General features: G+C 69.7%; 12 protein-coding genes and 1 pseudogene. 6 read left to right on the forward strand and 7 right to left on the reverse strand.

Annotated features, from left to right (window positions below):
* The first annotated feature begins 3 nt into the window (after positions 1-3).
* Together JNUCC0626_RS15730 and JNUCC0626_RS15735 are read left to right on the forward strand one after the other, a co-directional pair.
* Complete coding sequence (locus JNUCC0626_RS15730) at positions 4-477, forward strand: hypothetical protein (protein WP_394620498.1); 474 nt, start codon at positions 4-6, stop codon at positions 475-477.
* Positions 474-1,646, forward strand: a complete 1,173-nt coding sequence (locus JNUCC0626_RS15735) for an MAB_1171c family putative transporter (protein ID WP_394620499.1) — start codon at positions 474-476, stop codon at positions 1,644-1,646. Before JNUCC0626_RS15730 ends, JNUCC0626_RS15735 begins: the two co-directional genes overlap by 4 nt.
* Here the strand turns inward: JNUCC0626_RS15735 and JNUCC0626_RS15740 are convergent.
* From JNUCC0626_RS15740 to JNUCC0626_RS15755, 4 genes and pseudogenes are all read right to left on the reverse strand, one after another.
* A pseudogene (locus tag JNUCC0626_RS15740) lies at positions 1,634-3,178 on the reverse strand (GMC oxidoreductase); the annotation flags it as partial. The gene JNUCC0626_RS15735 and the pseudogene JNUCC0626_RS15740 overlap by 13 nt on opposite strands.
* Positions 3,175-3,453, reverse strand: a complete 279-nt coding sequence (locus tag JNUCC0626_RS15745) for a hypothetical protein (protein ID WP_394620500.1) — start codon at positions 3,451-3,453, stop codon at positions 3,175-3,177. The pseudogene JNUCC0626_RS15740 and the gene JNUCC0626_RS15745, both read right to left, overlap by 4 nt.
* Positions 3,454-3,526: 73 nt before the next feature.
* Complete coding sequence (locus JNUCC0626_RS15750) at positions 3,527-3,859, reverse strand: putative quinol monooxygenase (RefSeq protein ID WP_394620501.1); 333 nt, start codon at positions 3,857-3,859, stop codon at positions 3,527-3,529.
* A gap of 487 nt (positions 3,860-4,346) precedes the next feature.
* Positions 4,347-4,934: a DUF6928 family protein gene (locus tag JNUCC0626_RS15755; protein WP_394620502.1), complete on the reverse strand. Its 588-nt coding sequence runs from the start codon at positions 4,932-4,934 to the stop codon at positions 4,347-4,349.
* Between the two features lie 59 nt (positions 4,935-4,993).
* On the opposite strand from JNUCC0626_RS15755, the gene JNUCC0626_RS15760 reads away from it, so the two are divergent.
* On the forward strand, positions 4,994-6,958 hold the full coding sequence (locus tag JNUCC0626_RS15760) for a DHA2 family efflux MFS transporter permease subunit (RefSeq protein WP_394622040.1): 1,965 nt from the start codon (positions 4,994-4,996) through the stop codon (positions 6,956-6,958).
* Here JNUCC0626_RS15760 and JNUCC0626_RS15765 read toward each other — a convergent pair.
* Positions 6,955-9,579 (reverse strand): AfsR/SARP family transcriptional regulator, encoded by a 2,625-nt coding sequence (locus JNUCC0626_RS15765; RefSeq protein ID WP_394620503.1) that lies wholly within the window; start codon positions 9,577-9,579, stop codon positions 6,955-6,957. The two genes, JNUCC0626_RS15760 and JNUCC0626_RS15765, sit on opposite strands and share 4 nt — an antisense overlap.
* Before the next feature lie 129 nt (positions 9,580-9,708).
* On the opposite strand from JNUCC0626_RS15765, the gene JNUCC0626_RS15770 reads away from it, so the two are divergent.
* Complete coding sequence (locus tag JNUCC0626_RS15770) at positions 9,709-10,080, forward strand: hypothetical protein (RefSeq protein WP_394620504.1); 372 nt, start codon at positions 9,709-9,711, stop codon at positions 10,078-10,080.
* Between the two features lie 147 nt (positions 10,081-10,227).
* Positions 10,228-11,361, forward strand: coding sequence for an endonuclease/exonuclease/phosphatase family protein (locus JNUCC0626_RS15775; RefSeq protein WP_394620505.1), 1,134 nt, complete (start codon positions 10,228-10,230; stop codon positions 11,359-11,361).
* Here the strand turns inward: JNUCC0626_RS15775 and JNUCC0626_RS15780 are convergent.
* Both JNUCC0626_RS15780 and JNUCC0626_RS15785 read right to left on the reverse strand, forming a co-directional pair.
* Positions 11,358-11,648 carry a DUF1905 domain-containing protein gene (locus JNUCC0626_RS15780; protein ID WP_394620506.1) on the reverse strand — a complete coding sequence of 97 codons (291 nt, stop codon included), beginning with the start codon at positions 11,646-11,648 and terminating at the stop codon, positions 11,358-11,360. The genes JNUCC0626_RS15775 and JNUCC0626_RS15780 overlap by 4 nt on opposite strands.
* 11 nt (positions 11,649-11,659) lie before the next feature.
* Complete coding sequence (locus JNUCC0626_RS15785; protein WP_394620507.1) at positions 11,660-12,184, reverse strand: hypothetical protein; 525 nt, start codon at positions 12,182-12,184, stop codon at positions 11,660-11,662.
* Positions 12,185-12,269: 85 nt separating this feature from the next.
* Here JNUCC0626_RS15785 and JNUCC0626_RS15790 point away from each other — a divergent pair, with 85 nt between their 5' ends.
* On the forward strand, positions 12,270-12,821 hold the full coding sequence (locus tag JNUCC0626_RS15790) for a TetR/AcrR family transcriptional regulator (protein WP_394620508.1): 552 nt from the start codon (positions 12,270-12,272) through the stop codon (positions 12,819-12,821).
* Positions 12,822-12,824 lie beyond the last annotated feature (3 nt).

Raw genomic sequence — 12,824 nt, forward strand, 5'->3', positions numbered from 1 at the left:
CTGGTGCTGGGCAGGAGAACGGCGCTGTGGCGGCGGTGCGAGCGGATTGCGTCCACTGTGGACTTGCCTGATCCGTTCGACGTGCGCGCGGTGTTCGCGCGGATCGCGGAGCAGCGGGGACGGCCGATCGAGCTGATTCCGCTGCAGGCCCGGCCGGGGGCGCCGTGTGGGGTGTTGGCGGCGACCGATCGGGCCGACTACGTGTTCTACACGCGGGACACGTCGCCGTTGCACCAGCAGCACATCCTGTTGCACGAGCTGGGGCATCTGTTGTGCGGGCACGCCGAGGGGCAGGCGTTGTCGGATCAGGTGGCGGCGATGCTGACGCCCAACCTGCCGGTCGAGTTGGTGCGCAGGGTGCTGGGGCGCACGACGTATCTGTGGGAGCACGAGCAGGAGGCCGAGTTGGTGGCGTCGCTGATCGTGCGACGGCTCGGCCGGGGTGCGGACCCGCTGCGGTCGGCGTTCGGGTCGTGATCAGCTACCTCACCGCCGCGTTGCTCGCGGTGATCGGTTCAGCTCAGCTCACGACCACGCGAGGGCCGCGGCACCTCGTCACGTTCTTCTTCGCCATGGCGTTGAGTCTGACGATCTCGGCCGAGCCGACGGTGCGGATCATCGGTGTCGAGCACGTGTTGGTGTGCCGGGTCGTCACGAACATGATGCAGGTGCTCGCGGTGCACGCGTTGATGAAGCTCGCGCGCAGCACCCGTTCGCCGGAGCCGCGCACGCCGTGGTGGCCGCTCGTGCTGTGCTGGGCGGTGATGATCGTGTCCTGTGTGGACTTCGCGTCGGCTTACGGTGTGCAGGAGATGATCGCGTTCCAGTGGCGGCCCAGCGTGCTGCTCTACCAGGTGGCGCTGACGGGATATCCGGTCGGCTGCCTGGTCGTGTTCGTCGTGTCGCTGTCGCGCGACGCCGCTCGCCGTCCGCGCGGCACGTTCCGCGCCGGGCTGCACGTGATCGTGGCGGCCGCGGTGGCGACGATCGGGTGGGGGCTGTTCTCGGGGCTGCCTTCGGTGACGTTCGCGGTGACCGGGTTCGGGGTGGCGGAGTTCCTGCCGGTGTCGCGGAACATCGGGCTGGTGGCGATGACGTTGTGGGTGGCCGGCGCGGTGCTGACCGCGTGGGACGGCGCGGTGCGGCTGGTGCGGACGTGGCTCGGCATCCGCGCGGTGACGCCGTTGTGGAAGGCGCTGGTGGCCGCGCAGCCGCAGATCGCCCTGCCCGCGCGGCACGACCTGGAGTTCACGCTCTACCGGCGGCTCATCGAGATCCGCGACGGCCTGCTGGCGGTGCGCGCCCACGTGCCGCCGAACCTGCCGGACTGGCTGCGCTCCCCCGTCGACGGCCCCACCCGCGCCGCCGCAGAACTCGCCGCGGCGCTGGTGATGCGCGATGCGGGCCGGACCTGGGAGCAGCAACCGGCGCGGCAGGCCGGCGAGGAACCCAGCGTGGAGGCCGAAACGGCCTGGCTGGGCGCCGTGTCGTCGGCGTTCACCCGCTCCCCTGTCGTGCGGGAGGTGCGGCGGCGCGCGCCTGTCGTTGTGACGATCCGATCAGCGGTGCGCAGGGCGAGCGCGGCCATCGTGATCGACGGGTTGGACGTGCCGAGCGACGGCATGCTGCCGCAGCCCACCGCGTAGAGGTTCGGGTGGTCCCAGCAGCGTTGCCACTGGTCGACGACGGACGTGCGCGGCGAGGTGCCCATGACGTGCGTGCCGCCGCTGTGGCCCGCGCCCCAGTACCGCAGCGGCTCGCCTTCGTGCTCGAAGTACCTTTCGTCGTCCGGTTTGTAGGACGTGTAGTCGTCGGCGTTCAGCAGTGCGAAGAGGCTGTCCGAGGTGTGTTTCGCCGCTCTCAGGCCGTCTTTGACGTAGTCCGACAGTCCGTAGTGGACGGACGGGCGCGGGTTGCCCAGCACGTCGCGCTCGGGTGCCAGCGTGACGCGGTTGTGCGGGTCGGCCTCCTGCTCGATCTCGAACTGGAGGGTGAACTGGCGGCTGACGCGGTCCGCCACGGCTTCCCGGAGTGCCTTGCCGCGCAGGCCCGCCGCGACGAACTCGGCCGTGTCGGAGTCGGGGCTGCCGGCCGACCAGCCCCAGCCCCAGTTGCCGATCTCGATGCGGAACGGCGCCCGCTTCGCGCGTTCCGGGCCGTCGCGGAACGCCTCGATGCCCGTGGTGGAGCCGGGCCCGCGGAACGGGCCGATCGCGTGCGGCATCAACGCCCAGGTGAGCAGCACGGGGTGGTCCATGAGGTTGCGGCCGACCTGGTCGCTGCTGTTCGCGAGGCCGGACATGAGCAGCAGCTTGGCGTTCTCGATGGCGTGCGCGGCCAGCACCACCACGTCGGCTTCCGCCACGTGCTCGGTGTGCCTCGGCGACGTGTCGTCCTCGTAGCGCTGGTAGCTGACCTTGGTGATGCGCCCGAACTCGTCCGCGTGCACCCGGTTCACGACGCAGCGGGTGCGCAGTTCGACGGTGGCCGACCACTGGCTCTGCGTCTTGTGGGGCGTGTACTTGGCGTTCTCGGGGCAGATCGGCACACAGCTCGCGAATCCGGCGCACCGGTGACCCTGCGGTGCGTAGCCCGCGGTCGGGATGCCGTTCCTGGCCTGGGGTGTGCCGGTGATGCGCAGCACGCGACCGTCGACGCGCTGACCGTCCACAACGGACGCCACGACATGGTCGAGGAACGTGCGCGGCAGGGCGTGCATCGGGTAGCGGTAGTCGTCCGGGACGGGCAGGTGCTGCCGTTGCTCATCGGCGTCGGCCGCGATCCCGATCGCCCACTCGGCGGCGCGGTAGTGCGGTTCCAGTTCGGCGTAGCCGATCGGCCAGCTGCGGCCGCGGCCGAGGTCGGCGGTGTGGAAGTCCTCGGGCAGCATGCGGGGCGTGATGCCGGTCCAGGCCGTGCCGGTGCCGCCGTTGATCCGCAGGTAGGGGCTCGAGTAGTCGAACGGCCCGGTGTCGATCAGGTAGTCGCTCGACGGCGCGGCCGCGGTGGTGCGGTACGGCCTGAGCGGCGTCTTCGCCGTGGCGGTGCGGAACCGGGTGATCGCGTCGGCGTTGACCTCGGTGCCGGCCTCCAGGACCAGGACGCGGAACCCGTTGTCCCCCAGCACTTTGGCGACGAGAGAACCGGCGAACCCCGCGCCGACGACCACGGCCCTCATCTGGCTGACGTCCTGGGTCTCTGCTCCCAGCTGCCGAAGCCCGGTGGTCGCGTGCCGGGTGGAGCGACGCCCACCGCCTTCCAGGCCAGGCCCTCGGCGTAGGCGCGCTCGTCCGGGATCACCCCGCGCCAGACCCCGGTATACCAGAGCTGGATGATCTCTTCGTCGGGCGCGCCGTCGGCCAGTGCGCGGTAGGGCTCGACCAGGCCGGTCGACCTCAGCTCCTCCGCCGAGAACCCGGTCAGCTCGGCGGACAACTCCACGAAGGCGTCCATCGCGCCATCCTCTGCCGGGGCGGCGCCTGCACCAAACGATGCGGGCGAGGCTCACCCGCGTGGCGCAACGGGTTCAGCCTCGGGGCGGGACCTGCAGCTCGCCGAGCTCGTTCCAGTCGTCCTGGTCGACGGACTGGCTGACGATGCGCGGGGTTTCGGCGAGGTACTGGGGGAGTTCCTGCTGGGCGGTCTTGAAGTGCGCGGAGTTGACGTGGGCGCCGCCTGCGTCGCCGTCCCTGAAGGCTTCCACCAGGACGTATTCGTTCGGGTCGTCGAGGCTGCGGGACCAGTCGAACCAGAGGCAGCCGGGTTCGGCTCGGGTGGCCTCGGTGAAGCTGCGGCTGATTTCGGGCCAGGACTCGGCGTGGTCTGGCAGGACGCGGAACTTGGCGGTGATGAAGATCAAGGAGGCCTCCTCGCTGGTGCGTTCTTGGTCGACCCTAGTCCGGTTGCCGGGTCGACGACCTGTGGGCCGGGGGCGGGTCCGGTTGTGTGCGGGTGGTCGCGTTCCAGCGGGGTTGGTTGCGTTCTGTTGGTCGGGCTGCGGTTGCGAGGGTGGTTGCGCGGGTCGTGACGAAGTGAGCGGGGTTGCGATTGGGGCTTGACCTTGAGCCTCTGGCGGGATGCATTCGCGGCCTCAAGGCCGGGGTGAAAGCGCCCCGGCCGGACCGAGACAGGTTGGCATCCCGCCCCTCAAGGTCAAGCCCCAATCGCCAAGAGCGGTGGAACCGGCTGGCCAACCAGGTAGCAGCCCGTTCGGGCTCGCTTCGCTTCGCCACGCCAGGACTCGTAGGTGGGCGGCTTACGTCTTCGGCTGTCCGGCTGGCACCGCGCGCAGGGCTTGGGCGGTGGTCACCTTGCGTTCGCGACTGCGGTTGCGTGCGTCGCCTTGCTCAGGTTCTCGGCACCCACGAGCCGGCTGGGCCGAGGGTGAGGCGTTGTGGTCCCTGCGCTGCCATCTGCGCGACGATCGCCGCCATCTCGGCCTCCCGTTCGGCCTGGTCCGAGCGGATCACCCGGAAGCCGTGCATCACCAGGTCGCAGGACGACTCGGCGGTGAAGCCGAAAAGATCCAGAGCAATGGAGTCGGCGAGCTCGTAGGAGTCGTGGGACTCGGCGCTGTGCGAGCGGAGCAGGGTGCCGTCGGCGGCCCATTCGGCGTAGGCGAGCCAGCCCGAGCCCGAGTGCTGGGCGAAGACGGTCAGCGGGCGGTCCCCCGCGTACTCCAGGACGTGGTCGGGGGCCGGGACCGTGGCCAGGTCCTGGTCGCACACGATCGTGGCATCCGGGAGGACGGCCACGTAGGCGTGGCCGTCGGGTGGGTAGATGTCGTCCAGCAGGTCGCCGTCGTCGACCGGTTCGATGGCGCAGCCCGGGTGCAGCGCTCGGATCACCGCTTCTGCCGCTGAACGGTCCGGCGTGCCGCCGTGTTGGAGTGATCGTGCGTTGCCGAACACGACCATTGCCGCCTTGGCACCCACCTGTGTTCCTCCCCCTGCGAGGTCGTTCAACCTGCGCGATCATCGCCTGCGTGCCCGAGATGATCGACACCCGCAGGCGGAACCTGGTTGTTGCGGCCGTGCTGCTCGCCATGTTGCTGGCCGCCCTTGATCAGACCATTGTGTCCACAGCCTTGCCCACGATGGTGGCGGATTTGGGTGGTGGGGCGCACCTGTCGTGGGTGGTGACGTCGTACCTGCTCGCCGAGACGATCATGACGGTGTTGATCGGCAAGTTCGGTGATCTGTACGGGCGGAAGAACACGTTCGTCATCAGCGTCGCGTTGTTCCTGGTGGGGTCGTTCTTCGCCGGGTGGTCGGAGTCGATGGGGACGCTCATCGCGTTCCGGGCCGTGCAGGGGCTCGGGGCCGGTGGGTTGATGGTGACCTCCACGGCGATCATCGCCGATGTGGTGCCGTTGAAGGAGCGCGGGAAGTTCCAAGGGCTTGCCGGGGCCGTGTTCGGGGTGGCGACGGTGGCCGGGCCGTTGCTGGGTGGGTTGTTCGTCGACCACCTGAGTTGGCGGTGGGCGTTCTACGTCAACATCCCGCTCGGGATCGCGGTGGTGCTGGTGGCGTTGGCGGCGTTGCCGACGATCAGGACCGACGGGAAGCCGAAGATCGACTACGCCGGGATCGCGCTGATCGCGTTGGCGGCCACCGGGTTGACGCTCGTCACCAGTTGGGGCGGTACCGAGTACGCGTGGACCTCGCCGACGATCCTGTGGATGGCGGCCGGGTCCGTGGTGTTGCTCGTGGCGTTCGTGCTGGTGGAACAGCGGGCGGCCGAGCCGATGTTGCCGATGCGGTTGTTCCGCAGCCGGGTGTTCACGGTGTCGGGGATCCTGAGTTTCGTGGTCGGGTTCGCGATGCTCGGCGGCATCACGTACCTGCCGATCTACCTCCAGTACGTGCGCGGAGAGTCCGCCACGGCGTCCGGGTTGTGGATGTTGCCGTTGATCGCCGGGCTGATGGCCACGGCGTTGCTGACGGGCAACACGATCAGCCGGACCGGGCAGTACCGGCTGTTCCCGATCATCGGGTCCGTCGTGCTCACGGCCGGGTTGTTCCTGCTGTCCCTTTTGGACTCGGGGACGAGCTACTGGGAGATGGGCGTGTTCATGGCCGTGCTCGGCGCGGGCATCGGGCTGGTGATGCAGGTGCCGGTGATCGTCGTGCAGAGCACCACCAACTACAGCGACCTCGGCGTGGCCACGTCCGGCATCAGCTTCCTGCGGACGATGGGCAGCTCGTTCGGCGTGGCGATCTTCGGCACGATCTACGCCAACCAGCTGCCGAAGCACCTGGTGGTGCCGCAAGGGGTTGATCCGCGGGCCATCGCGAGTCCCGCCGCCGTGCACGCGTTGCCGGACGCGCTCCGGGCGCCGATCGTCGCCGGGTACGCCGAGACCGTGCAGATGATGTTCCTCATCGCCGCGCCGATCGGGCTGGTGGCGTTGCTGGTCGCGTTCTTCCTGCCGCAGGTGCAGTTGCGCGACACGTCCCGGGCGGCGGCCGCCGGCAACAGCGGGGTCGGCGAGAGCTTCGCGGCACCGCCGTCGAACTCCTACGACGAGCTGCGCAAGCTGGTGTCCACCGTGGTCGCGAAGTCCGGCGAGGACCCGGGGCCCGCGGTGCTGCGACGGTCCGGAGTGGACCTTCCGATCGAGCAGGCTTGGCTGCTGGGCCGCGTCTACAAGGCGTCGACCGACGACGGGGTGGCGACGCTCGAGGAGATCGCCGAGATGACGCACGTGCCCGGCGGCATCTTCGCACCGACCGCGCAGGAACTCGTGCGGTCCGGACTGCTCGCGTTCACCGACGACGGGTACCGGTTCACCGACCGGGGCGCCGAGGTGTTCGAGCAGCTCGTGCGGGCGTGGCGGCGCTGGCTGATCGACCAGTTGCAGGACTGGCACGAACCGGACCAGCGCGACTTCGCCCAGGCGCTCGACTCCTTCACCGACGAGCTGATCGAGAGCGGACGGCAGCTCAGCCGGGTTTAGAGCCGGGCGAGCAGGGCCGTGGCGTCCGCGTCACGGCCCTGCTCCCGGTACAGCTCCAGAGCGCGCTCCCACGTCTCGCGCGCCAGCTCCTTCTCCCCTGCCGCCGCGTGCACGTCGCCCAGATGTTCCAGCACGGTGGCCAGCTCGGCCGAGTTGTCCAGCTCCCGGTACAACGCCACGGCCTCGCGGTAGTGCGCGACGGCGTCGGTGTGCCTGCCGTCGTGGTGGGCGATGTGCGCGAGACTGTCCAAAGTGGCCGCCGACCCCTCGGCGTGCCCGAGCCTGCGGTTCAACGCCATGGCGTCCTCGCAGAACGTGCGGGCCTGCGCGTACCGGCCGAGGCAGGCGTAGCGCCAGCCGACCTCGTTCAACGACTCGGCCTCGCGGATCTCCTTGCCCGCCAGGCGGAACTGCTCCAGACCGGCGAGCGAGTGGTCGAGGGCCTTCTCCAGGTCGCCCTCGAACTCGGCCGCCCAGGCGATGGCCCGGTGCGCGCCGCCGTGCGCCTCGTGGTTGTCGGTCTCCCCGAACATCTCCAGGCTGCGCTCGAAGTGGCTGTGCCCGAGCGGTGACTGGCCCAGCTCGACGTAGTTGGCGCCCAGGCACATGTGCGCGGTGCCCTGCTTGAGCGAGTCGCCCAGGGCTTCCGCGGCGGACAGCGCGACCAGCCACGCCTCGGTGTCGTCGTGGGTGCGGCCGCGGCGGAGGTGGTAGTTGTTCAACGCCCGGCCGATCAGCCAGGCCACGGCGAACTCCTTGCGCTCCAGCGCATGGCGTTGCTCGGTGAGCAGGCAGGCGTGTTCGGCGTCGAACCACGCCATCGCCGCCGCGTTGCTGTCGAACGCCAGCGCGTGGCCGCTTTCGTGTTCCGGCAACACCTTGTGCGGTTCCAGCGTGAGCGCGGCGGCACGGGTGGTGGCGGCGTAGAAGTCGGCGAGCCGGGTGCCGGCGTCCGCGGACAGGTCCGCCGCGTACAGGCCGACGAGGTCGTGCATGCGGTAACGGCCCGGCACGTGCTGCTGCACGAGGTGCGCGTTCTCCAGTTCCCGCACCAGCATCCGGGTGCGCGACACCGGCCGGTCCAGCAGCGCGGCCGCCGCGGTGAGGCTCACGTCGGCGGTCTGCACGGTGCCGAGCAGGCCGAACGCCCGCGCCGCCTCGTCCGACAACGCCGCCACGGACCACGAGAACACCGCGCGCAGGTTCGTGCCGATCTCCCCCGCGTCGAGGGCGTCCAGCGGCTGGTCGCGCAGCTCTTCGGCGAACGCGGCCAGCGGGAAGTCCGGTTCCATCGCGGCACGCGCGGCGACGATCGACAACGCCAGCGGCAGCCCTCCGCACCAGCTCACCAGGTCCGTGACGACACCGGGTTCGGCCGCCACGCGGGCGGCGCCGAGCCTCGCGACCAGGAACTCGTGGGCCTCGGCGGGGTGCAGGACGTCCAGCGAGACGGAACGGGCGCCGTGCGCGGCGACCAGGCCCGCCAGTTTGAGGCGGCTCGTGACCAGCACCGTCGCGTCCGGGCCCGGCAGCAGCGGCACGACCTGCTCGGTGGACCGGGCGTTGTCGAGCACCACCAGCAGGCGCCTGCCCGCGACGACGCTGCGGTAACGGGCCGCCCGCGCGTCGAGTCCGGCCGGGATCGTCTCCTCCCCCAGCGCCTCCAGGAACTCGCGCAGCACCGTCTCCGGCGCCGTCGGCGGGGCGGACGGGTCGAAGCCGCGCAGGTTCACGTACAGCTGGCCGTCCGGGAACTCACCGAGGTGCCGATGAGCCCAGTGCAACGCCAGCGCCGTCTTGCCCATGCCGCCGGAGCCGCCGATCGCGGTGATCACGACCGTCCCGGACGAGCCGAGCGCGGCCAGTTCCCCGGTGCGGCCGGTGAACCACGGGTGCGGCGCGGGCAGCTGGCGCGGGCCGGGCGGCCGTTCGTCTTCGCTTTCGCTGCCCACGAGAATCCGCTGGTGCAGGTCCTGCAACGGCTTGCTCGGGTCGGCGCCGAGTTCGTCGGCGAGGCTGCGGCGCACGATGTCGTAGTGCCGCAACGCCTCCGCGTCGTTGCCGGTGCGGTGCAGGGCCAGCATCAGTTGCGCGGCAAGGCGTTCGTCGTGCGGCAGCGCGTCGGCCCGCAGCCGCAACGACGGCAGCAGCTCGGTGTGCCTGCCCTGGGCCAGCGCCACGTCGTTGCGGTCGAGTTCGGCGGCGAGGCGTTCGGCGTGCAGGCTTTCGCGTTGGGCGTCGAACCACGGGGAATCCAGCCCGTCGAGCGCCTCGCCCCGCCACAACGCGAGCGCGGAATCGAATTCCCGTTCCCGCACCAATGCCCGGAAGCGGAACAAATCCACCCGCGACGAATCCACTTCGAGGTGATATCCGGCGGGTGAGCGTTCGATGTCCAGATCGAGCACCTTGCGCAGTTTCGACACGTAGCCGTAGAGCGTCTCGCGTGCCCGCAGCGGTGCCCGCTCACCCCAGACCCGGTCGAGCAGCCGGTCGACCGGGACCGGCCGTCCCTCCTCCAGCAGCAGCGCTACCAGCACGGATCGTTGCCGGACGTGGCCGATCTCGACCACCTCGCCCCCGTGGCGCACCTCGACGGCGCCGAGCAGCCCGAACTCCAAGATCACCCCTCAGCCAGTGGATTCAAGGTTCATCCTAGGTTCGTCCTCGATCAAACGGGCAACGTCGTCGGCGGCGGGCCACCCGGCTCGCCGGGACATCTCCCGGAATCGAAGATCGAGGGGTATTTCGTGAAGTCTCGCAATCTGATCCTGGCCGCCGCGGGTCTGGGGCTCGCGCTCACCGGCATCGCGCCGGTGGTGGCCAGCGCGGAGACCTCCGGTGACGTGTCCGTCCAGGCGACCCACCGCAAGTCGGCCGCCTGCACCTCGCCGAGCGGCCAGAAGATCAACATCTCCTGGGGCGACGGCAGCGTCACCACGACGGTCTACTACAACAACCACTGCAACCAGGCTCGCGCGATCGAGCTGGAGTTCGTGCGGGAGAGCGGCGAGCGCTTCAACAAGTGCTTCGTCGCGCCGGCCAAGACGAAGAGCAGCAAGAAGATCGACAACGGCAACCCGAACAAGGTGTCGATCCTGAGCCGCTCCACCTGCCCGTGACCGGCAGGCGGTAGCCGATAGCTGGAGGGCCCCGCGAACAATCCGTTCCGGCAGCCCAGCCAAGCGGGGCTCTCCACCATCGGCGCAGCGAAAGATCACCCGAGCGGACCAGGGCGAACCCGTTCCTCCACATGCGACCCTGAAGTCGTGAGCACCACGCGAATCGGGTCGTTCAACGTGGAGAACATGTTCGAGCGCCCCAAAGTGATGGGCCGCAACGCGACCAAGCACGCGGCTCCGATCTTGGCCGCCCACGCCCGTTTCAACGAACTCATCGCCACCGAGACCTACACGCCGGAAGTCAAGGAAGAGCTCAAGGAACACCTGGCGACGCTCGAGTTGCTCAGGAGTGACCGGAGCAAGTACGCGATCCTGCGGCGCATCCGCGGCCGGTTCCTCGCGCGCCACCGCACCGGCGAAACCTCAGTCGTGGCACGCGGTCGCGAGTCCTGGGTCGGCTGGGTCGAGCTCACCACCGAACCCATCAGCGAACTCGCCACCCGCCACACCGCGCAGGTGATGCGCGACGTCGGCGCGGACGTCCTCGGCGTCGTCGAGGCCGAGTCGCGCGAACTGCTGCACATGTTCTCCACCAGCATGCTCAAGCACGTCGGCTGGACCCCGTACGAGGAGGTCCACCTGATCGACGGCAACGACGAGCGCGGCATCAACGTCGGATTGCTGACCAGAGAAGAACATCAGGTCATCACGATCCGCACGCACGTGTACGCGCGCGACACGTCGGGCGTCATCTTCTCCCGCGACTGCGCCGAGTACCACGTCCGCACGCCCGCCGGGCCCGAGGTCGTCGTGCTGGTGAACCACCTGAAGTCCAAGGGTTACGGCTCCCCCGGCGACCCGATCGGCGCCCGCCGCCGGTTCCGCCAGGCCGTCCGGATCGCCCGCATCGTCAACCGGCTGCGCGACGAGGGCCACGAGTACGTCGCCGTCGTCGGCGACCTCAACGACACCGCCGACAGCGAGTGCCTGCGGCCGTTGTTCCAGCGCACCGGCCTGCGCGACATCAGCGAACACCCGAACTTCGACTGGGACCACCGGCTCGGCACGTACCGGGGCGTGGGCGAGAAGGGCAAGATCGACTACGTCCTGCTCACGCCCGAGTTGTTCGCCAAGGCCACCGGCGGCGGCGTGTTCCGCAAGGGCGTGTGGCGCGGCCCGCGGACCAAGAACCGTTGGGACGTCTACGAAACCATGACCGACGAGGTGCACGCGGCGAGCGACCACGCCGCCATCTACGCCGACATCGACTGGTCGCTCTAGATCAGCTCGACCGTCACCTCGACCGTGTCGCCCGGGCCGACGTCGTTCTTCTTGCGCACGGCGGCTTTGACGGGCAGCACGTAGCAACCCGACTGCTTGTCCGGGAACACCGACGTCGACCACGTGCTCGCCCCGAGCGCGGCGCGGACCTTCACCGCGCCGAAGCCGGGGCCGGGCGCGGCGACGTCGCGGATCTGGTCGGAGACGTCCTCGGGGAGCGTCACGAACGTCCAGGTCTCGGTGCGGCGGGCGTCCCAGATCCAGAGTTCCGCGTCGAAGACGAACATCGCCCCATTCTTCACAGGGGCGCGCTGACGTGGAACTCGGCGTCGAACCGCTCGGCGAGTCGGTCACCCAGCCCGTCCGGCGCCCACTGCCGCACGAGGTCCAGGAACCCGATCAGGTCGCGCCGGACGCCTTCCAGGTGTCCGGGGACCTCGGCGAGAGGGATCTCGCAGGCGGGCTCGGCGGTGCGTTCGGCGTCCTGCCGCAACCGCGCCACACCGTCGCGGAACTCCAGCCCTGGGTCCGGGCTGTGCCCGAGCCACGGCTGCTCGCCGTCCACGAGCGACAGCCACTCACGCCAGCCCTCCAGGCCGGCGCAGCAGCCGGGCACCACCTGGGCGCCCGTCGCGGTGTCCCGCACGCGCAGCCCGCCTGCCACGACCAGGCATTTCTTCTCCAGCAACCCGGCGTACGACTGCGGGGAGCGGTTGTACTCGCCGATGGCCGCGAGCGCCGCGTCGAACGACGAGCGCGACATCTGCCCGGACAGCTCCACGTGACTCCCCGTCACCTCGACCACCGCGCGAAACTCGATCACTCCCCCATTATGGTGACGAAGGCCACCGACCATTTCGGTCGGTAAACCTACCGATCTGGTCGGTAAACGCCGTAAAGTCGGCTGCATGCCACGACAGCCCAGGACTGGGGTCGACGAGAACATCCTCGACGCCGCCGCCGCGCTCTTCGCGCGGCACGGCTTCGAGCAGACCTCGTTGAAGTCCCTCGCGGATGCCGTCGGCCTGTCCAAGGCCGGCCTGCTGCACCACTTCCCGAGCAAGGACGCTCTCTTCGAAGCCGCGTGGGAGCAGAGCCGCATCCTCACGCGACACGTCCTGGACCTGGTCAAAGACATGCCCGCGGGTCCTCAGCGGGACCGCCGCGCGCTGGAGCTGCTGGCTGACTACGCACTCGACCGGCCGGGCATGGTCGCCCTGCTGTTCCGGACGATGACGGCGCCGGGTGAGGACCCTCAGCAGGCGCAGGACGAGCTGCTCCTCAACGAGATGTTCGTCATCGACCCCACCAACGAACTGCCGCGCGCCATCCGGATCGTCGGCGCGTTGAGCGCCATGGCCGTGCTCACTCTTCTGGCCAACCAGGAGGGTGACAAGACGACGTGGCGTCCCTTGATCCTCGCTACCTGTTACGACGCACTCGGGCACCAGGAGGCCTGACCA

The organism is Lentzea sp. JNUCC 0626 (assembly GCF_043632865.1).
Lineage (GTDB): Bacteria > Actinomycetota > Actinomycetes > Mycobacteriales > Pseudonocardiaceae > Lentzea.